Origin of the sequence: Haloarcula sp. CBA1122 (assembly GCF_009741785.1) — an archaeon.
Lineage (GTDB): Archaea > Halobacteriota > Halobacteria > Halobacteriales > Haloarculaceae > Haloarcula > Haloarcula hispanica.
The window spans coordinates 14610-33063 of the sequence record NZ_WPCB01000038.1; the positions used below are offsets into that span (position 1 = coordinate 14610).

The 18454-nt window shown below is 64.4% G+C and carries 20 protein-coding genes, 1 tRNA gene and 3 pseudogenes; 15 read left to right on the plus strand and 9 right to left on the minus strand.

Annotated elements, in window-relative coordinates; translation table 11 throughout:
* The first annotated feature begins 20 nt into the window (after window positions 1-20).
* From GJ630_RS14180 to GJ630_RS14195, 4 genes are all read left to right on the plus strand, one after another.
* Window positions 21-509: a hypothetical protein gene (locus tag GJ630_RS14180; protein WP_191450131.1), complete on the plus strand. Its 489-nt coding sequence runs from the start codon at window positions 21-23 to the stop codon at window positions 507-509.
* Window positions 506-2401: a hypothetical protein gene (locus GJ630_RS14185; protein ID WP_191450133.1), complete on the plus strand. Its 1896-nt coding sequence runs from the start codon at window positions 506-508 to the stop codon at window positions 2399-2401. Before GJ630_RS14180 ends, GJ630_RS14185 begins: the two co-directional genes overlap by 4 nt.
* Before the next feature lie 44 nt (window positions 2402-2445).
* The gene (hpt, locus tag GJ630_RS14190; RefSeq protein WP_004518711.1) at window positions 2446-3015 is read left to right on the plus strand and encodes a hypoxanthine/guanine phosphoribosyltransferase; all 570 of its coding nucleotides are present in this window, start codon (window positions 2446-2448) and stop codon (window positions 3013-3015) included.
* Window positions 3016-3107: 92 nt separating this feature from the next.
* Window positions 3108-3572 carry a hypothetical protein gene (locus GJ630_RS14195; protein WP_371727636.1) on the plus strand — a complete coding sequence of 155 codons (465 nt, stop codon included), beginning with the start codon at window positions 3108-3110 and terminating at the stop codon, window positions 3570-3572.
* Between the two features lie 146 nt (window positions 3573-3718).
* Here GJ630_RS14195 and GJ630_RS14200 read toward each other — a convergent pair.
* The 3 genes from GJ630_RS14200 to GJ630_RS14210 all read right to left on the minus strand — a co-directional run bounded on the left by GJ630_RS14200 (window position 3719) and on the right by GJ630_RS14210 (window position 5117).
* Window positions 3719-3793, minus strand: a tRNA-Met gene (locus tag GJ630_RS14200).
* Between the two features lie 74 nt (window positions 3794-3867).
* A complete protein-coding gene (locus tag GJ630_RS14205; RefSeq protein ID WP_014039682.1) occupies window positions 3868-4350 on the minus strand; it encodes a GtrA family protein in 483 nt (160 codons plus the stop codon).
* The gene (locus GJ630_RS14210; protein WP_014039681.1) at window positions 4350-5117 is read right to left on the minus strand and encodes a glycosyltransferase; all 768 of its coding nucleotides are present in this window, start codon (window positions 5115-5117) and stop codon (window positions 4350-4352) included. The genes GJ630_RS14205 and GJ630_RS14210 overlap by 1 nt, the downstream gene beginning before the upstream one ends.
* A 117-nt stretch (window positions 5118-5234) precedes the next feature.
* Between GJ630_RS14210 and GJ630_RS14215 the strand changes: the two are divergent.
* A pseudogene (locus GJ630_RS14215) lies at window positions 5235-7552 on the plus strand (DUF2298 domain-containing protein).
* A gap of 57 nt (window positions 7553-7609) precedes the next feature.
* On the opposite strand, the gene GJ630_RS14220 reads toward GJ630_RS14215, so the two are convergent.
* The gene (locus GJ630_RS14220) at window positions 7610-7882 is read right to left on the minus strand and encodes an HAH_0734 family protein (RefSeq protein WP_004963583.1); all 273 of its coding nucleotides are present in this window, start codon (window positions 7880-7882) and stop codon (window positions 7610-7612) included.
* Window positions 7883-8067: 185 nt separating this feature from the next.
* Between GJ630_RS14220 and GJ630_RS14225 the strand changes: the two genes are divergently transcribed.
* The 7 genes from GJ630_RS14225 (at window position 8068) to GJ630_RS14255 (ending at window position 11425) form a co-directional block, all read left to right on the plus strand.
* Complete coding sequence (locus tag GJ630_RS14225; protein ID WP_004963586.1) at window positions 8068-8331, plus strand: hypothetical protein; 264 nt, start codon at window positions 8068-8070, stop codon at window positions 8329-8331.
* Window positions 8332-8470: 139 nt separating this feature from the next.
* The gene (locus tag GJ630_RS14230) at window positions 8471-8749 is read left to right on the plus strand and encodes a 50S ribosomal protein L44e (RefSeq protein ID WP_004593654.1); all 279 of its coding nucleotides are present in this window, start codon (window positions 8471-8473) and stop codon (window positions 8747-8749) included.
* Between the two features lie 2 nt (window positions 8750-8751).
* Window positions 8752-8925, plus strand: coding sequence for a 30S ribosomal protein S27e (locus GJ630_RS14235; protein ID WP_004518703.1), 174 nt, complete (start codon window positions 8752-8754; stop codon window positions 8923-8925).
* A gap of 1 nt (window position 8926) precedes the next feature.
* A complete protein-coding gene (locus GJ630_RS14240; RefSeq protein WP_014039678.1) occupies window positions 8927-9727 on the plus strand; it encodes a translation initiation factor IF-2 subunit alpha in 801 nt (266 codons plus the stop codon).
* A 30-nt stretch (window positions 9728-9757) separates the two neighbouring features.
* A complete protein-coding gene (locus GJ630_RS14245; protein ID WP_014039677.1) occupies window positions 9758-9940 on the plus strand; it encodes an RNA-protein complex protein Nop10 in 183 nt (60 codons plus the stop codon).
* A 5-nt stretch (window positions 9941-9945) separates the two neighbouring features.
* Window positions 9946-10704, plus strand: a complete 759-nt coding sequence (locus GJ630_RS14250; RefSeq protein ID WP_014039676.1) for a proteasome assembly chaperone family protein — start codon at window positions 9946-9948, stop codon at window positions 10702-10704.
* A 97-nt stretch (window positions 10705-10801) separates the two neighbouring features.
* Entirely contained in the window at window positions 10802-11425 is a 624-nt protein-coding gene (locus GJ630_RS14255; protein ID WP_014039675.1) for a J domain-containing protein, read from the plus strand.
* 18 nt (window positions 11426-11443) lie between these two features.
* Here GJ630_RS14255 and GJ630_RS14260 read toward each other — a convergent pair whose 3' ends face one another.
* Window positions 11444-12334: a universal stress protein gene (locus GJ630_RS14260; protein ID WP_014039674.1), complete on the minus strand. Its 891-nt coding sequence runs from the start codon at window positions 12332-12334 to the stop codon at window positions 11444-11446.
* A 321-nt stretch (window positions 12335-12655) separates the two neighbouring features.
* On the opposite strand from GJ630_RS14260, the gene GJ630_RS14265 reads away from it, so the two are divergent.
* Window positions 12656-13075, plus strand: a complete 420-nt coding sequence (locus tag GJ630_RS14265) for a universal stress protein (RefSeq protein WP_014039673.1) — start codon at window positions 12656-12658, stop codon at window positions 13073-13075.
* A gap of 95 nt (window positions 13076-13170) precedes the next feature.
* Here GJ630_RS14265 and GJ630_RS14270 read toward each other — a convergent pair whose 3' ends face one another.
* The gene (locus GJ630_RS14270; RefSeq protein ID WP_191450135.1) at window positions 13171-14184 is read right to left on the minus strand and encodes an alcohol dehydrogenase catalytic domain-containing protein; all 1014 of its coding nucleotides are present in this window, start codon (window positions 14182-14184) and stop codon (window positions 13171-13173) included.
* Window positions 14185-14272: 88 nt separating this feature from the next.
* Window positions 14273-15445, minus strand: a complete 1173-nt coding sequence (locus GJ630_RS14275; protein ID WP_191450136.1) for a pyridoxal-phosphate dependent enzyme — start codon at window positions 15443-15445, stop codon at window positions 14273-14275.
* Between the two features lie 83 nt (window positions 15446-15528).
* Here GJ630_RS14275 and GJ630_RS14280 point away from each other — a divergent pair, with 83 nt between their 5' ends.
* Entirely contained in the window at window positions 15529-16782 is a 1254-nt protein-coding gene (locus GJ630_RS14280) for an NAD(P)/FAD-dependent oxidoreductase (protein WP_191450138.1), read from the plus strand.
* Between the two features lie 38 nt (window positions 16783-16820).
* On the opposite strand, the gene GJ630_RS19630 is transcribed toward GJ630_RS14280, so the two are convergent.
* Complete coding sequence (locus GJ630_RS19630) at window positions 16821-16976, minus strand: hypothetical protein (RefSeq protein ID WP_008310556.1); 156 nt, start codon at window positions 16974-16976, stop codon at window positions 16821-16823.
* Between the two features lie 37 nt (window positions 16977-17013).
* A pseudogene (locus GJ630_RS14285) lies at window positions 17014-17693 on the minus strand (metallophosphoesterase).
* 138 nt (window positions 17694-17831) lie between these two features.
* Between GJ630_RS14285 and GJ630_RS14290 the strand changes: the two are divergent.
* Window positions 17832-18454, plus strand: a pseudogene (locus GJ630_RS14290) (MarR family transcriptional regulator); the annotation flags it as partial.

Consider the following 18454-nt stretch of genomic DNA (forward strand, 5'->3'; position numbering starts at 1 on the left):
ATATCTAGTGACTGGTAACAATGGAAAGAACGCGGGCTGTTGTCACCAGTGTAATCGCCATTATACTCGGCGTCACACTGCTTTCCGGCCCGCTGGTCCCCGGCGTCACGCTGGCATCCGAGCCAGAGTCGGTCGCACTCGAATCTGGCAATGTCACGGTTTCCACAGTTGAAATGCCGGACGAAGTAACGATTGAGAAAGGGTCCTACGGCGCGGCAAGCTACTACCTCAGCGTGCCGCCGGTCCGCGTACACTTCGCGAATCGGACCGGTCGGCCGACACTCGTCTACGAACTCACAATCGAGGAACTGGGGTACACGCGGACGACGAATCACTTCTTGGACGACTCAGCCGGTGATACCTACGACCTGACGCTGGCCTCGGACACGTTCACCGACGGGGAGATAGAGCGCGAACAGTACAACGGAACAGTGACGGTGAGCAAGCGCGACGAGGCTGGCCACGGCGTAGTGGCGACGCGCAACGTCACGATATCGGTGGTCGAATGACGGCGACGGAGTTCGTCGGGCGTCTCCGACAGCGGACGCCCGCGCTGTCGAACACCCGCGAGACGGCATACTCGGTGCTGTTCGGCGACCGACTCGGCCTGACTGTGTTTCTCGCGACGGTCGTGCTGTTCGGGCTGGTGTGGCGGACGGCATTCCTGATAAACGATTCCTACACGCTGGCAAACGGGTTGTATAGCCTCTCGAACGGACAGCTAGCGATGACCGAGGCGGTCTACGGCCCTGGACTCGATACGCCGGGGGCGAACGGATACGGCGGCCAGTGGTACGCGCGCAACTACGGCGTCATCGTGCTCTCGTTGCCGGCCGTGTTCGTGCTCGACCTGTTCACCGCTGTCGTCGAACTCCGGATTGCACTGGTCGCGCTCTGGTCGCTCGCGTTGCTGGCACTGGTGGTCCAGTGCAGTCACTACACCGACGGTGACTGGGTCCTCTACGGCGGTACCGTTGCCGTGCTGGGACTGTTCGGACTGAACGTCGCGCTGGCACAGCCACTCGACGCCGGCCGAACCCATCTGTACGCGCTGCAACTGACGCATCTCCTCATCGCGGCGTTTACGCCGGTGGTTTTCTATCGGCTTCTCAGTCGGATGCACACACGCCGGCTGGGGCTCCTGAGCGCCGTGGTGCTCACAGCCGGGACACCGCTGGCCTTCTGGGCGACGGTGCCAAAGCGCCACGCTGTCACCGGGACGGTGGTCGTCTGCATCGCGTACTGCCTCTATCGGAGCCGCAAGCCAGCGGATGGGCCGGTTATCACGCAGCGGCGAACCTTCCGCGCGCTCGCATATGCGCTGGTGGGATTGTACGCGTGGGTACACGCTCCGGAAGCGCTCCTGCTCTGTGTCGCCCTGGCACTGGTCGATATCCCGACCGCCCCGGACAATAGCCCGCAAACGCTCGCTCGTATCGGCATCGTCTTTGCACTCTCCCTGCTGCCGTTCATCCTCACTAATATCGCCATCTCCGGGTCGCCGATCAAACCCCCGAGGTTGATCTCCGGTGGCGGCTCCCCCGGGGGAGACGGAACAGGCGGCACGAGCGGTGGTGGCGGCAGTGGCGGGTCCGGTGGATTGCTCACGCCGCTGGCACCCTTGCTCGGGACTGTGGAAAGCGGGGTGCGGCCACTGCTGCTGCTTGGCGGCGAACTCGTTTCGGGACTCAAAACGCTCCAGCAGCAACCAGATGACGTGTACCACGCGTTCGTGCGGTCGGGAAGCGCGGACGGTGCGCTCGATAACACCGGTGAGGAATCCGTCAATCTCTCGCTGCTCGAATCTGCGCCGGTACTCGTTGCTATGCTCGGCGCGCTTCCAGTCCTCCGACGGCTGCGTTTGCCCTCGTCGATGGCCGACCGAACGCTCAGCGCCGACCGTGTCGTGGACGCGTTCGCCATAACGGCGTTCGTCGGCGTCGTCCTGCTGTACAACAGCCGCTTGCCGCTGCACGCGCAGGTGACTGCCCGGTATCTGTTCCCGCTCTATCCGCTCGGCGTGTATCTGTTCGTGCGGCTCCCAGCGGTACGCGGGAGCCTCGCGGACCACTGGGACGTGTTCCTCTGGACAGTTGCGGGGACAGTGTTGATCGGCGGGCAGGTGACCGTAGTGTTCGTCGCGCTGACGGTGAACGGCATCGGCGAAGCGTTCCAGTTGCACGCGCTGCTCGCGCTTGGAATCGCTATTCCACTCGGTATCTGGGCACTGTGTGGTCGCTCCGAAGACCGAGCCGGGCAGGCCGGTGCAGTGCTTCTCGGTGCCGCAACGGGCGTTGCGACGGTGTTTCTACTCCTGACCACCGTCGAGTACTACGCACTGGGTGATTCGCACCTCCTGCCGATGATGCGAGCGCTCGGTGAGTTGCTGGCACTCTACTGAGTCGGTGACGGAGAATTTTAGTACGGGCTTGTAGTACCGACGGCATGGACCGACTCAAGAAGTCCCTACTCGAAGCGCCAATTATCGAGAAGGAAGGCTATCACTACTTCGTCCACCCCATCAGCGACGGGGTCCCGATGCTTCGACCGGAACTTCTGCGCGAAATCGTCATCAAGATCATTCGGAAGGCAGAACTCGACGACGTCGACAAGATCGTCACACCGGCGGCGATGGGTATCCACATCTCCACAGCCGTCTCGCTGATGACCGACATCCCACTCGTCGTCGTCCGCAAGCGCCAGTACGGACTCGACGGTGAGGTATCGCTGTCTCAGGTGACCGGCTACTCCGAGAGCGAGATGTACGTCAACGACGTGTACGAGGGCGACCAAGTGCTCGTCCTCGACGACGTGCTCTCGACCGGTGGGACGCTGGCCGGACTCACGGGCGCGCTCGAAGACATCGGCGCGGACATCCGCGACATCGTCTGTGTCATCAAGAAAGCCGACGGGACGAACAAGCTCGACGAGGCGGGGTACGACGCCAAGACGCTGATCAACGTTCAGGTCATCGACGGCGAGGTCACCATCGTCGACGAGCACGGCGACGACTAGAGCGGTTGTTGATACGGTTCTGTAGCGAGGCGAGGGCGAGCCGCCAGTAGTCACCAGTAGGCTTACAAAAACCTGAGCCGACACTGGCTGTTGTGTCCCCCTCCATTCGGTCCCTCACGAAGGATTTCGCCGCACTGTTTAGTTCACTTGTCTTGCTTGGGCCACTGACGCTCGGGCTGCTCGTCTTCGCGGGCAGAACTGTCGCCGAGCTAATAGGAGTCGTGGTTCCGGACCCGCTCCGAACTATCGGCTTCAGCGTGGCCGCACTGCTGGCACTCTGGCTGGCGCTTGAGGGGGCGATGGTACAGCGACACGGGCTCGCTACGCTGGACCGCGGCGGTTCATTTCAACGTGCTGCCCGGTATCTGTTAGTCACCGTCACGACACTCGCCGGACTTATCGTCTCTGTCGGGTTTGTAGCGCTGTCGCTCCCGTGGGCATTCGAGACGCAGAACACGGCTGCACAGGTCCTTGGCGTGCTGCTCGTCGCGGCGTTGGTCGCCACGCTGTACCGAACACTCACAGCGGCCGGAGAAGGGTACAGCAGGGAGCAATAGCGGTGAACAGGCTGAAAGCAGTCTGCAGCGCGAGAACATTGGACGGTAGATTTGAACAACGCGACCACCTCGCTATCGCTCGGTGTTCTCTCGGTCAAATCTACTGGACTTCTCCAGTCGCTCACGGATTTGTGAGCGACAGAATATAGCGGGAGGTAGATTTGAACTACCGATCTGCGGGTTATGAGCCCGCCGGAATCTCCTGGCTATCCCATCCCGCTACCTTCTCGTAGTCCGGTCCCCTCATTAAGGGTTGTGATTCGAGTGCCGTCCGTGAGTTAGTAACGCGCTATTCTCACTCGTCCGCGTGGACCTGCCAGGTGAAGATGCTCTCGGCGACGTAGTTGACCAGCATCGCGACTCCAATCGCGAGCGGGCTCGCAGCGATAAACCACAGGTCAGTTCCGGCGACGACGAGTTCAACCGTCAGCCACTGCGTAAGCAGCCAGTAGACGGCGAGCTGTACCGCGACGCCGCCGGACCGAACCAGATGGGATTTCCCGAGCCGTTTGGCGAACGAACGGCGGCCGGTGTCACCCTGGCCGGCGAACGTCCAGTGTTCATTAACGAGAAACATCACCAGAATGGCCGTCTCGACGCCGGCGGCTTTGGCCCACATATCGCTGACGCCGAACGCCAGGCCAAGTACGGCGAGGACCGTGTTGTCGCTGATCGCGCCGACGACACCGACGGAGACGAACTGGCCGAACCGGACGCCCGACACGAGTGACTCGAACCGGTCGGGAACGACGCGGCGAACCTGCTGTTCGATGTCCATCATCGGTCTTTCTCGACAAGGGCAGTTGGTTCGTCGAGGTGATCGGCCAGAGCCGTGTGGAAGCGATCATCGCGCAGTTGCTTCGACCGGTGGCGGGCTGTCAACAGTGCCTCAAGCAGGTCTATCGACGTCCGTATCGGAGACACCGTCGAGCCGGGCTTGTCCTCCCACTCGATTGGGACCTCTTCGATAGACAGGTCCAGCGCCGCGGTGATAGCTATCAGTTCGACATCCCACGCGAAGCCGGGCTCGTACAGATGGTCACGGACGCGCTCCCAGGCGGCTGCGTCGATGGCTTTCGCACCGCACTGATAGTCGTACAGCCGCGCGTCGAGCAACCGGCCGGCGAGCCACGCAAAGCCGTCGCCGAGGAACCGCCGGGCGAACGTCTGATGGGTAGCGACCGTCGCGTCTGGGTGACGGCGGGAGCCAACAGCGAGGTCCGTTCGGCCGTCGGTGACCGGGTCCAGTATCCGTTCGAGCGAGCGGACCGGTGTCGACCCATCGGCGTCGACGAAGGCCAACACGTCGGTCTCCAGTCGCTCGAACCCGGCGGTGATCGCTGCGCCCTTCCCGCGACGGTAGGGCACAGTGTGGACCGCTGCCGGGAGCGAACGGAGCTGTGCAGGGACGCCGTCTCGTGGCGCATCGAGTTCGACGACAATAGTCCGCGGATTGAGGGCATCGTCGATAGCGGCGATATAGGTCCCGAGCTGGTCCATGTCGGGACGGTAGGCTGGGAGGACAACCCCAACGGTCGGCGACATTGCCGAGTAATCGGACAGGCGGAAGTAAAAACAGTTCGAAGCTACCGGTCCCTAATCAGGTCATAAGTCCGGGAGCAACGAAAAAGCGTATAGGCCAGCGAACCGGTCCCTTCACTGATGGAATACGGGCTCCTCGCCACCTGGCTCGCCCTCTACCTCCTGTTACTGTACGCTGGCGGGACCGTCGCTGGACTGCTGTTCCCTCGCTTCGCCGACCGCGGACTCGCATTCGGCGTCCCGGTCGCCGTCTCGATACTATGGATAATCACCTATTTTGTCGGTCGCCTCTCGTTGACGCTGGGCGTCTGGCTCGGCATCGCCGTTCTCGCCGTGAGTACGCTGGCTGTCTGGCGGGCCGACGGCGGACCGAGCGCCCGTTCGTACGCCGAGACGGCCGGCGTGTTCACAGTCGCGTTCCTGTTTCTCGTCGGCATCCGGGCGCTCGACCCGGCAATCGTCCCCATCGGCGGCGAGAAGTTCCTCGATTTCGGCCTGTTGCAGTCGCTCGTGCGGGCCGACAGCCTCCCGCTAGAGGACATGTGGTTCGCCGGCGAACCGGTCGCGTACTACTACGGCGGCCACCTCGTTGCGGCGATCCTCACCAGAATAACGGGAACCGCGGGACAGTTCGCGTACAATCTCGCGCTGGCGGGCTTCTACGCGACGCTTGTTACGGCGGCGTACGGACTGGCTGGCGCTGTCGCGAGCGAACGCGGCCTCCCGCGACGACTGGCCGCCGGCCTCACAGCGTTCTGTGTCGGCATCGCGAGCAATCTGTCGACACCCGCCAAGTTCGTCATCTGGCTTCTGCCCGGTGAGCTGAGTCAGACCGTCGCCGAGCGGGCCGGCTACGAACTGGAGGGGCTCGCGGCGGGGCCGGACTCGTTCAGCTACTGGGATGCGAGCCGCGTCATCGAGGACAGCGCGGCCGATTTCGGAACGTACGAGCCCGGCGCTGCGCTGGTCATCGACGAGTTCCCGCTGTTCGCCTGGCTCAACGGCGACATGCACGCCCACATGATGAGCACGGGCTTCCTGTTGCTAGCCGCCGCGCTCTGTTTCAGCTACTACCAGACGCCGGCCGCGGAACGCCGACGCCGGCTCGCGCTGCTTTTCGGCGCGCTCCCGGCCGTCGCCGGCATCATGGCCGTGACGAACACCTGGTCGTTCCCGTCGATGGGCGGGCTGGCCCTGCTGACGGTCACCGTCGCGCCGGCCGACCCGACGACGCTCCTCCCGAAGCACGTCGGACAGCGGCTCCGGCTGAACGGAGCGAGCCAGGAAGGCGTCCGAATCGGACTGGGGTTGGCCGTCGCTGCTGTCGTGATCGCGTTGGGACTGCTCTGGTCGCTCCCGTTCTGGCTCGGCCCGGCGAGCGGACGCGAGATTGCCGTCCTGCCCGACCGAACCTCACTGCTGGAGCTCCTGGCCGTTCACGGCCTGTTCGTCGCCCCGTTCTGGCTGTACCTGTACGCCCAGACCGGCCGTGCCGTTGGCCGGAGCACGGCCCGTATCGTCGGTCTCGTCACCGTCGGAACGGCGGCGCTTGCGGCCACACTTGACATCGCAGCGGTCGGGCTGCTCGTCCCGCTACTGCTCGGCGCGTGGCTGTTCGCGCGCTCGCCGACACTTGACCGTACCGTCGACGCGGTTCCGGCGCTCGCTGACGGCGGCGACCGGCCCGTTGCTTCGAAGCCGTGCTGATTCTCGCCGGTGCGGGCCTCGTTCTCCTCGTCGAGTTCGTCTTCGTCAGGGAGAACATCGGCCGGATGAACACCGTCTTCAAGACGTACATGCAGGTGTGGGTGCTCTGGGGGGTCGCCGCCGGCCCCGTGCTAGCGTGGCTGCTCACCCGCTGGCGGCCGACCGACGACCGCGCGCGAGCATGGACCAGCATCGGCGTCCGTACGTTCGTCGCCCTGCTGGTCTGTTCGGCGTCGCTGTACGGCATGTTCGCCCTCTCGAACCACGTCGAGGCCGCGGGCGATCCGACACTGGACGGGCTGGCCTATCTCGACGACGACCATCCCGAGGAAGCCGAGGCGATTCGGTGGCTTGACGACAACACTCAGGGCCGGCCAACCATCGTCACGGCCGCACCGGCGAGCTACCAGTGGGATGCTGACGACGGTGAGGGCGCAAGCGCACCGTCGAGCCTGACCGGCCTGCCGACCGTCGCCGGCTGGACTCACGAGGCCCAGTACCGCAACGACACGGTGTACGACCGCCGCGTCGACGACGTGGAGACGATTTACACCGGCGACGCGACCGAGCAACGCCGCCTCCTCGAAGCATATGACGTGCGCTACGTCTACGTCGGCCCGGCCGAACGAGCCCGCTACGGTGACGTGACTGTCGACCAGCTACAGGGCGTGACCGTAGCGAAACGAGTCGGCGGCGTCACGATCTACCAGGTCCGACCGGAATACTTCTGAAAAAGGAGCAGGGTATTCTTGGCGAACGGCGATTTTTCAGGGAACGATGCGGGCCACTCAGGACTCGGCGTTCGGCGGCGCGCGCTCGCGGAGCACGGTGACGGCCTCAGCTTCGATGTCGTCCGTGTCCAGATGCATCGGAATGTATTCCTGGGTCTTGAACGTCTCTTCTTCGTCCTCCGAGCCGATAGTACACCAGAGCTGTGGCCGGTCCGGGCCGTGCCAGTCGCCCTGCCGCGAGACCGAGAACACCTCGTACTCCTCGTCCTCGTACTCGATGCGGCCGCCCTTTCGCAGCCCCGGGTCGCCGTGGATAATGAGCTTCTTCATGCCCGTTCGTTTGCCAACAGCGTACTTAGTGACTTCGAAGGCGATTGCGACACAGCACAGTAACTGACAGCGAGCGTCGAGGGATTACCTGTAACTAGAATGTCCTTATATTCTTACCGGTCGTGTCTAGATGCTTAACAGCCTGATAGCCGAGATTTATATATCCGGAATCGCGACAGTCGTGTATGTTGAAACAACAGCAGCGGTCGTGCGAGCGGGCCTCAGTCGTCGTCAGCCCGATGGACGACGACGGACGGATGGAACTCCGGGACGTCGAAGCCGACGAGACCTACGAGGTTGTGGACTACATCGACAGCGAACTGGCGACGAAGCTCCGGTCGCTCTCTGCTGGAGAAGCGGTGAATCTCGAACTGCTCTCGGGTTCGGAATCAGGTGTGTTCGGGGCAGTCCGAATCGAATCTAGTGGACCGTCAGCCCGGTTCCAGTAGCCGGAGCAGTGGCGGAACGCGGACGGGCTGAATATGGCGGTTAGTCGTGTGACAGGGACGGTACTGTGGGGCACACAGCAGGTGCGAACCAAACGGGTTTTAAGCGGCCACGTCAAATCGCTCGGTAAGGCCGATATCTATGCAGATGCCACGACGATTCAATACGTACTGTCCGCACTGTAACGAGCACCAGGAACACGAGGTCGAGAAAGTCCGTAGCGGCCGTCAGACCGGCATGAAATGGATCGACCGCCAGCGCGAACGTAACTCCGGTATCGGGAACGACGGGAAGTTCTCGAAGGTCCCGGGTGGCGACAAGCCCACCAAGAAGACGGACCTCAAGTACCGCTGTGGCGAGTGTGGGAAGGCCCACCTCCGCGAAGGATGGCGCGCCGGCCGACTGGAGTTCCAGGAGTAACGATGGCAGGAAGCTTCATCACCGTCGAATGCCCCGACTGCGAGAACGAACAGACCCTCTTCGAGAAGGCCGCGAGCGAAGTTTCGTGCGCCGTCTGTGGCCACACTATCGCCCGCCCGACGGGCGGCAAGGCCGACATCGAAGGCGAAGTGACCGCCGTTGTCGAGGCCCGATAGGATGAAATACAGCGGCTGGCCCGAACCGGGCGAACTCGTCGTCGGCAAGATCGACGAGATCGAGGACTTCGGCGTGTTCGTCGACCTCGACGAGTACGAGGGCAAGCGCGGCCTCTGTCACATCTCCGAGGTCGCCAGCGGATGGATCAAGAACGTCCGCGACCACGTCAACGAAGGGCAGACAGTCGTTGCCAAGGTGCTTGACGTCGACGAGAGCGCCCAGCAGATCGACCTCTCGATCAAGGACGTCAACGACCACCAGCGAAAAGAGAAGATCCAGGAGTGGAAAAACGAGCAGAAGGCCGACAACTGGATGGAACTGGCCTTCGGCGAGGACTTAGACGACGAGACCTACGCCGCCATCGCCAACGAGCTGCTGGCGGAGTTCGGCTCGATGTACGACGGGTTCGAGTCGGCGGCGATCCACGGCAACGACGCCCTCGAAGACGTCGACCTCTCCGAGGAGGAGATCGACGCTATCGTCCAGACGGCCCGGAACAACGTCTCCGTGCCGTACGTGCAGGTCACCGGCTACGTCGACCTGTCCTGTCCCGAAAGCGACGGCGTCGACGTCATCAAGGAAGCGCTCCAGGCCGCGGAGGGCAACGGTGAGGTCCCCAACGAGATCGAACTCGAAGTGACCTACGTCGGCTCACCCGAGTACCGCATTCAGGTACAAGCGCCCGACTACAAGACCGCCGAGGACGCGCTCGAAGAGAGCGCGGACCGCGCCGCGAAGGTCGTCGAGCAACACGGTGGTTCGGGGCAGTTCCACCGCGAGCGCAGCGAAGACGACGAGTAAGTCGATCGTCGCTCCAGTGATTCACCACCGATGAAATCGGACATCCGCGTCTGTGCCGCCTGGGAATCCGAACACGACCGGCCGGTGTACACGCTGGACGACACCTGTCCGGAGTGCGGGCTCGAGGCGGTCAACAGTGCACCCGCGCCGTTCTCGCCCGAAGACAGCTACGGCGAGTATCGACGTTCTCTTAAGCGCCGCAGCCGGGAATAAGCCGTATGGACGAATTCGACATCGAGCGCGTAGCGGACCCCGACCTCGACGAGCCGGTACTGGTCGAGGGGTTGCCCGGCGTCGGCCACGTCGGCAAACTCGCCGCAGAACACCTGCTGGAGGAGCTCGAAAGCGAGCTCGTCCGCCGCGTCTACTCGACGCATTTCCCACCGCAGGTCAGCATCGATGACGGCCAGGCACAACTCGCCTGCGCCGAGTTCCACGCTGTCACGCCAGAGGAGGGCCAGGACCTGCTCGTGCTCTCCGGGGACCACCAGGCGCAGGACAACCAGGGCCACTACGGCCTGACCGACACGTTCCTCGACATCGCCGACGAGTTCGGCGTCCAGCGGGTGTTCGCCCTCGGCGGCGTCCCGACCGGTGAACTCATCGAGGAGTACGACGTACTCGGCGCGACGACGACCGAAGACTTCAAGGAAACGCTGGAGGACGCTGGCGTGGCCTTCCGCGAGGACGAACCAGCGGGCGGTATCGTCGGCGTCTCCGGCCTGCTGCTGGGCCTGAGCAAGCGCCGCGACGTGCCGGCCAGTTGTCTCATGGGCGAAACGTCGGGCTACCTGGTCGATCCCAAGAGCGCGCAGGCCGTCCTCGAAATCCTTCAGGACGTCATCGGGTTCGAGGTCGACTACAGTTCGCTTGAGGACCGCGCCGACGAGATGGAGGAGGTCGTCCGGAAAATTCAGGAGATGGAACAGCAGAACTCCCCGTCGCCCGCCGACGAGGACCTCAGGTATATCGGCTGAGCCAGATTGCCGTTCCCGTGGCTCGGTATTGGTGACCTCGGAGTCGTTGCTACCGGAGAGCGGGAATTTCTTTACCACTGGAGCCTAACGGAGGGGCGTGCAGACAGAACCGGGCGTCCTACCGGAGTGGCTGCTCCTCGGGCTCGTCCTCGGTGTCGCCGGAACCCTCGTCGTCGCCGGGCTGTTCGTCCTCGCCAACCGCGTGTTTCCGGCCGAGCGGCCGAACCGGCAGGCGACCGACGGCGGAGAGATGCGACGCCGGGCGGAGCTGCGGGAGTACCTCACCGCCATCGACGAGCAGTTCGCCGAGAACCACTTCGTCGAGGGGCAACACGTCGCCTTCTACCTGCCGAAACGGGACGTGGCGATCACGTTCGACGCCCGGGCGTACTACCGCATCGAACGGTCGCCGACTGTTCCCGTACTGGTCGAACACGAGATGCCCGGCGTCTACCTCGGCGCGCGCCTGCCCTTCGAGACGCCCGAAGTCAACCTCGGTCCGGACCCTGAGGAGGAACCACACCCGACAGTGCAGGCGTTCAGCGAACTGGGCCTGACCCAGAGCGCGTCGCTGGACGACGTGAAATCGGCCTACCGCGAGCGCGTCAAGGAGGTCCACCCGGACCACGGTGGCAACGAGGACGAGTTCAAGCGTGTCCGGGAAGCGTACACCACTGCAAAACAGCACGCGTCTGGTGCGTCGAGACAGCGCGCATCGTAGGGAGAGACTGAACACCTGTCACTGCATCGGGACACAACAGACCGGTACAGCCGCATTACGGACAACCGTCTCAGTGACGCTTCCGGTCAGATATCGCGTGAGGCCGGATCGACCGTGTGTTCCCATCGCGATGAGGTCGATATCGTGTTCCTCGCTGTAGGAGAGGATAGCGCGTGCAGCCGGGCCGCTTGCGATATTACCCGCGACACTGACGCCTGCATCTCTGGCACGCTCATGGACCGTCTCGAGTGCCTCCTGGCCGGTCTGCTCAAGCGCGTCGTGAATCTCGGCTGCCCCCTCAACGCCGCCGAAGCGACTCGTATCGACGGAATACATCGTGTGTATCGTTGCGTCAAACACCTCAGCTAGCGTGATTCCCCACTCGATCGCGAGTTCTGCGCCCTCGCTGCCGTCAGTCGGGAGCAGAACGTTGTCGTACCGCTGGTCGCCGATTTCGACGATGTCCCCGTCCGGCGTTACCGTGACAATCGGGACATCTGCGGTCCGGAGCGTCTTTTCTGCGACACTCCCGAGGACAACCCGTTCGAACCCTGTCCGCCCCTGTGTCCCCATAACGATGAGATCAATATCGTGGGTATCGACGTAGTCGTTGATCACTTGAAACGGGATGCCCGACTCGACAGCGGTCGTGATGTGCCCAGAGAGATGTGCCCGGGCGAGTCTGGCGATGGAATCCACCGCTCGTTCTGCCTCCGCTTCGAGGAGACGCTCCCGGTCAGTCTGCCCGTCAGAATTCAGATCCGGTTCGATGTCACGGGAGTCAACCGCTGACAGTACGTGGAGGTCGGCACCGATTGTGGCAGCGAGATCGATACCTCGCCGGGCACCGATCCGTGCGCCGTCACTGCCGTCGGTCGGCACGAGAATCGAGTCGATCGTTCGGCTCATGGACACAGTTTGACAGGCTATTGATTTAACACTACGTTCGATTCTCACCACGAAGTAGCGTCGTCCATTCGAGAATCATCTTATGCCGCGTACGCGTGCTGCATCTCGCACGCCTCGTTCAACCGACACAGTACCCGACAAAAGCCGTAGCGAGATAGAAGATCACCACAGTAGTAATACGTCGCTTATCCTGATACTGTCGGCTGTACATCTGTGAAGAATTTCGCCACCTCAGGGTGGCGAATATCTTGAAATAGTTACAGCCAACAGTATGAGACAAGCGCACCACCGTTTTATCAGCCACCTGATCGTAGTCGGGATATGATCTCACAGATTCTCGTTCCGATGGACGACTCGGAGATGGCCCAGCGGGCGCTCGAGTACGCCCTTGAGAACCACCCTGGGGCGGAGATTACTGTCTTACACGTCGTGGGCGGACCGTCACCGTTGGGGGGAGCGGCCACGGCACTGGCTCTTTCGGACGACATCGAAGCGGCCGCGGAGGAGCGTTCGGAGGCGGTATTCGACGACGCTCGGGAGATCGCTGCCGAGTACGATGTCGAAATCACCACCGAGGTACAACTGGGACATCCGGCTCGGGCGATTCTGAATAGAGCCGACGATTTCGATGCGGTCGTACTCGGAAGTCACGGCGGCGCGTTGGCCGATCGACTGGTCGTCGGGAACGTCGCCCAGAAAGTGTTCCGTAACTCACCCGTTCCAGTCATCGTCGCTCGGTGATCGGCGGAGACTGAGAAATGAACTGACGGCCACACATTTGCCCCGTTTCCACCGGAATCGGTCCGGAGAAACACCGTCCCGGGTCGCTGGGGTGACTACGGCGTCACGACGAGCTTCCCGACGCCATCGCGGTCCTGCATCGCCGCAAACGCCGCACCGGTCTCTTCGAGCGGGTACGTTGCATCAATTTCCGGGGTGAGCTCGCCGTCGGCGACGAGGCCGACGAGTCGCTCCAGGTCGCCCTGGGTCCCCATCGTACTCCCGATGATACGTTTGTGGCCGAGGAACAGGTCGGGAATATCGATCTCGGATGTGCCACCGGCCGTCCGTCCACACACGGCCATGCTGCCGCCACGTTGGAGAACGTCAAGACCGAGCTGCGTGTACTCGCCACCGAGGTGATTGAGCACGCCGTTGACGGTTCCGATGTCGGTGACCGCCGCTCGAATCTCGTCCGGGTCGGTGCTCTCGATGGCGTAGTCCAGGCCGAGCGATTCGACCCGGTTCAGTTTCGCCTGTGAGGACGAGGTCCCGACGCTGTGAGCACCGAGAACGGACGCGAGTTGCACGCCTGCGACGCCGACACCGCCAGTTACGCCCGGGATGAACACCAGGTCGCCCGGTCCGGCGTCAACCCGGCGGAGCATGTGGAAGGCAGTCATATAGGCCGTCGGAAGCGCGGCCGCGTCGACCGTTCCCACGCCGTCGGGGAGCCTGACGAGGCGGTCGGCCTGGACGCGGGCCGCCTCGGCGAGGCCACCGTGGTACAGCGAGAAGTTCTCACAGAGGTTCTCCGGCCCCTCGCGGCAGTAGCGACACGTCCCGCAGGTCTCGTTCGGGCAGAGGACCACACGGTCTCCGGGTTCGACAGCCGTAACGCCCTTGCCCACGGCGTCGACGGTTCCGGCAACGTCGAGTCCGCTGACGAACGGCAAGTCGTCGGTGTCGACCATCGCGGAGTCGCCTTCGAGAATCCAGAGGTCGTGGCGGTTGATGGCACACGCTTCGACGGAGACCACCGCCTCGCCACGTCTGGGTTCGGGGGTCGGTTGGTTCACAATCGAGACGCCGTCCGGGCCAGTGAGTTCGCTGAACGCTGCGGTGCGCATCGGGTCTGGGTAGTGCCACGACGGGCTAAACAACACCGAAGTATGCGGTGGTGTGCCACGACGGCCAGCGTTCCGGCCGACCGCGCCCTCAGATACCCTGGCTCATGAGGTGACTGCGCAGCAGGTCCGCCTCCTTGCTTCCGGCGACGGGGTTCACGAGGACGACGACGTCGTCATCGTCGAAAGCTCCCTCGTCAGCCAACGCTCTCGCGCCGGCGATTGCCGTCCCCCCGGTCGCGCCGGTCTCCGGTCCCATCTCGCAGCCATCGACGGCACCGGCCAGGATGTCCTTGTCCGAGACGGCGACGCCGTCGCCGCCCGAGCGGTCGAGCGAGTCCAGCGCCGCTGCGCCGGCGGCGGGGTCGGGCACCTCCAGCGGGCCGACGATAGTGTCGGGGTGCTCGATGGTGGCCGGTTCGCTCGCCCCCTCGCGTGCGGCGTCGGCGATGGCGGCCGTCGAGTCCGGCTGTGCGGCGTAGGTTCGTGGCACTGAGTCCGTGAGCCCGCTGTCGGTCGCTGCCCGGAAGCCGCGTTCGAGACCGACGAGGGTCTCACCGTGGCCGGTGGGGTGGACAACCGCGTCTGGGGCCGTCCATTCGAGGTCGTCGATCACCTCGAACGCGACGGATTTGGCTCCCTCGATTCGGAAGGGGTGGCCGGGCGCGACCGTAACCCAGCCGTCAGACGCCTCGGCCAGTTCCTCGTCGAAAGCCGAGACGGCGTCGTCGTACCGGCCCTCGACGACGCGCATGTCGCCGCCGTGGACGTTCACCATCGCCTTGTTGAGGAACGGACACCGCGAGGGGACAAACCCCTTCGATTCGATGCCCGCGCGGGCCGCGTAGGCGGCGTTGGCCTGCGCGCCGTTGCCGGTCGACGGCGTCACGACGCGCTCGGCCCCGCGCTGCGCTGCGGCAGTGACTGAGAGCGAGAGCTTGCGGTCGCCCAATGAGGCCGTCGGATTGCGCCCCTCGTCTTTGACGTACACCGAGTCGACGCCGAGTTCCTCTGCCAGATCCGGAACCGGGACCAGCGGCGTCGCCCCCTCGCCGAGCGTCACGGTCGCGTCTTGCGGGAACGGCCGCAGCGGCTCGTAGCGGCCGGGTCCGGTCGTGTCTGGCAGGTCCGCAGGCGTCAGGTCCGGAACGCCGTAGTCGCCGACGAGAACGCCGCCGCAGTCGGGACAGCGGTCGCTCGTGCTGTCGGTTTCCTCGCCACACGCCGTGCAGATAAGGCCGCGAAACGCCGCAGTCGTCTCCATGGTTCTCTCTGTGGACGGGACAACCAAGTGTGGTCCGGTCCCGCTTCAGCACGCTCTTGTCCCGGGCGGCCGAACTGGGAGGTATGACAGATGTCGTCGTCGCTGGTGGCGGGCTCGCCGGGCTAGTCGCCGCCCGGCACCTGGCTGCGTCGGGCCGAGACGTGACAGTCTTCGAGCAGCGCTCGGACGTGGGCGGTCGCGTCCGGACGGCCCACGAAGACGGCTACACGTTCGACCGCGGGTTTCAGGTCATGTTCACCGCCTACCCCGCGGCGAAGCGCGAACTCGACATCGAGGCGCTGTCGCCGCGGACGTTCACGCCGGGGGCGACAATCGCCAGCCCGAACCACCGTTCGGTGCTGTCGGACCCGCTCCGCAATCCCTCGGCAGCACCACAGACACTACTCAACACGGACGTTCGCACGGCCGACAAACTCCGGCTGTTCCGGCTGCAGCGCGAACTGGCCAACGTCAAGCCCGTCGAACTGCTCTCCCGTGACGGGCGGACCATCCGGGAGTACCTCGCCGACTACGGCTTCTCACAGCGGTTCGTCGAGCGGTTCGCCGCGCCGTTCTACGGTGGCATCACGCTCGACCGCTCGCTCGGAACCGACAGCAGCATCTTCGAGTACACCTACAAGATGCTGAGCGAGGGCGAGATATTCGTCCCCGCCGACGGGATGCAGGCGATGCCGCGACAGCTCGCCGACCGCGCTCGCTCGGCGGGCGCGACCATCGAAACCGACGCGGCCGTGACGGACCTGGAAACCCACGAAGGCGAGGTCACTGCCGAAGTGGGCAACGAGACGGTGTCAGCCGAGAGCGCCGTCGTCGCGACGGACCCGCAGACCGCGGCGGAGTTGACGGACATCGACGCCATCCCGACCGAGCCCGTCGGCTGTGTCACCCAGTACTTCGCGCTCCCGACAAACCGCGCGCCGACGACCGGACAGCGCATCATCCTCAACGCGGCGGACGACCGACCGAACACCGTCGCGCCGCTGTCGGCCGTCGCCAGCGAGTACGCGCCCGCTGGGATGGAGTTGTACAGCGCCACGTTCCTCGGGACGCCCGAAGCGGGCGACGAGCAGCTGGCCGCCGAGGTCCGTGACGCGCTTCAGTCGTGGTACCCGAACGCGACCTTCGAGGCGCTGGAACTGCTCCGGACCGACCGCGTCCCGTTCGCACAGTTCGCCCAGCCGCCGGGGTACCGGGAGTCGCTCCCGGACCCGACAGCGCCGGACGGAAACGCGGTGCTGGCCGGCGACTACACCCGCTGGTCGTCGATACAGGGCGCGCTGGAAAGCGGCAAGGTCGCCGCTGATCTGCTTCGATAAGGAAAACGCCGATACGACTTCAGGAAGGAAACGGCGGCCTATGCGGCCGGACCGCCGCTATTCGTGTTTCCCTCGTGGTCGTGTCCCTCCCCTTCGAGGACTTCCGAGACGTACTTTATCGTCGCGAAGTACAGCAGCAGTAGCGAAAGCAGCGTAATCGCGATGAGACCCAGCGCGATTTCTGTCTGAACCATGTTCCAGCGTCCACCGTCGTAGCTCAAATATTTACCGTTATAACATTCGACGGAACTCACCCAGCGGCGGGAACGACAGGGTCTCCCGCCCGCTCTCGTCCCAGACTACCGGCTCTAATCGGTCGGCATCAGTAACGAGCGGGGACTGAAAGTCGCTGGCCCGCATCTCGTTGACCTCCACGCCAGCGTTCAGCCTGTTGAACGACGGGAGCATCACCACGTCGCTACCGCGGAACTGGCCGCTCCCGACGAGATAGCAGGGCCGGCGCTGGCCCTCGATGGAGATGGTCGGGTGGTCGTGCCCGACGACGTAGCGGTCGGCGTCGACTTCGGGAGCCTCGTGGCCGTGACAGACCACGGTATCGCCAACCCGATACACCGTCTCGGTCGGGCCGTCCCAGACGCTGTCGAGCATCGTGTCGTGGTTTCCCGGTGTCACCAACAGGCGCGCACCGGCCCCCTGACAGGCACTTTTGAGCCCTGCCACGGTGCTCTCGACCGACCGAGGAACGGTCCGGAACGAGTGGAGGAGGTCGCCGGCGACGACGACCTCCTCGGGCCGTGGCGCTCGACGAGCGACTGGAACCGCTGGACCATGTCCGAACCGGACCCGACCGGCAGTTCGAGATTCCCGCCAGTACCCCGGCCGACGTGGAGATCCGCGACGACGAGCGTCTCCCCAAGCAGGAGCGCCCGGTCGTCGTAGCTGGCTGTCATCGCCGTCCAGTCGGCCCTGGTGACGGTTATATTGTCGGTCACGGCGACGGGCCCCATCGCAGGCGGCCAGACCGTGGCCGAATGTCTCGGCCTGACAGTGTCGGTGGTATTTTTACCTGCGACTCCCGTGACTCCTGTATGGTCGACGTCCTGGAGAACAAGCGGGCCGCGACGCGGTTTCGGGTCCTCGTGGAGATCGCCGAGCGCCAGCCCGCAGTGAGTCAGGGCGAAATCGCCGAGGCCGTCGGCGTGACGAGCCAGGCCGTCAGCGAGTACATCCGTGAACTCGTCGACGACGGCTTAGTCGAGAAGGAAGGGCGGTCGCGCTACCGCGTCACGAAGGAGGGCGTCGACTGGGTGTTCCAGTCCGCGACCGACGTGCGCCGGTTCGCCGACCACGTCACCGACGACGTGCTCGGTAGCGTACAGGAGGACGCCGCCATCGCCACGGCGGACCTGGCGGAAGGCGAGACGGTGACGCTCTCGCTGTCGGACGGCCTGTTACACGCCCATCCCGGCGGTGGCGACGCGACGGGCGTGACCACGACCAGCGCCGCGGAAGGCGAGGTCGTCGGCGTCACGGGCTTCGAGGGCGTCATCGACCTCAACCCCGGCCACGTCAGCGTGATACAGGTCCCGCCGGTCCGGTCGGGGCCGGTCGAGAACGTCGACGACATCGCCGCGGCCTGTGCGGACGCCCCCATCGTCACCGCCGCGGGTGCGAGGCCGTCGTCGCGCTCCGCGATGCCGACATCGAACCA

Bases quoted from the DNA above. Each gene is read 5' to 3' on its own strand.
- GJ630_RS14180 (WP_191450131.1), top strand. From the start codon at position 21: ATGGAAAGAACGCGGGCTGTTGTCACCAGTGTAATCGCCATTATACTC.
- GJ630_RS14185 (WP_191450133.1), top strand. From the start codon at position 506: ATGACGGCGACGGAGTTCGTCGGGCGTCTCCGACAGCGGACGCCCGCG.
- hpt (WP_004518711.1), top strand. From the start codon at position 2,446: ATGGACCGACTCAAGAAGTCCCTACTCGAAGCGCCAATTATCGAGAAG.
- GJ630_RS14205 (WP_014039682.1), bottom strand. From the start codon at position 4,350: ATGGACATCGAACAGCAGGTTCGCCGCGTCGTTCCCGACCGGTTCGAG.
- GJ630_RS14210 (WP_014039681.1), bottom strand. From the start codon at position 5,117: ATGTCGCCGACCGTTGGGGTTGTCCTCCCAGCCTACCGTCCCGACATG.
- GJ630_RS14220 (WP_004963583.1), bottom strand. From the start codon at position 7,882: ATGAAGAAGCTCATTATCCACGGCGACCCGGGGCTGCGAAAGGGCGGC.
- GJ630_RS14225 (WP_004963586.1), top strand. From the start codon at position 8,068: ATGTTGAAACAACAGCAGCGGTCGTGCGAGCGGGCCTCAGTCGTCGTC.
- GJ630_RS14230 (WP_004593654.1), top strand. From the start codon at position 8,471: ATGCAGATGCCACGACGATTCAATACGTACTGTCCGCACTGTAACGAG.
- GJ630_RS14235 (WP_004518703.1), top strand. From the start codon at position 8,752: ATGGCAGGAAGCTTCATCACCGTCGAATGCCCCGACTGCGAGAACGAA.
- GJ630_RS14240 (WP_014039678.1), top strand. From the start codon at position 8,927: ATGAAATACAGCGGCTGGCCCGAACCGGGCGAACTCGTCGTCGGCAAG.
- GJ630_RS14245 (WP_014039677.1), top strand. From the start codon at position 9,758: ATGAAATCGGACATCCGCGTCTGTGCCGCCTGGGAATCCGAACACGAC.
- GJ630_RS14250 (WP_014039676.1), top strand. From the start codon at position 9,946: ATGGACGAATTCGACATCGAGCGCGTAGCGGACCCCGACCTCGACGAG.
- GJ630_RS14260 (WP_014039674.1), bottom strand. From the start codon at position 12,334: ATGAGCCGAACGATCGACTCGATTCTCGTGCCGACCGACGGCAGTGAC.
- GJ630_RS14265 (WP_014039673.1), top strand. From the start codon at position 12,656: ATGATCTCACAGATTCTCGTTCCGATGGACGACTCGGAGATGGCCCAG.
- GJ630_RS14270 (WP_191450135.1), bottom strand. From the start codon at position 14,184: ATGCGCACCGCAGCGTTCAGCGAACTCACTGGCCCGGACGGCGTCTCG.
- GJ630_RS14275 (WP_191450136.1), bottom strand. From the start codon at position 15,445: ATGGAGACGACTGCGGCGTTTCGCGGCCTTATCTGCACGGCGTGTGGC.
- GJ630_RS14280 (WP_191450138.1), top strand. From the start codon at position 15,529: ATGACAGATGTCGTCGTCGCTGGTGGCGGGCTCGCCGGGCTAGTCGCC.
- GJ630_RS19630 (WP_008310556.1), bottom strand. From the start codon at position 16,976: ATGGTTCAGACAGAAATCGCGCTGGGTCTCATCGCGATTACGCTGCTT.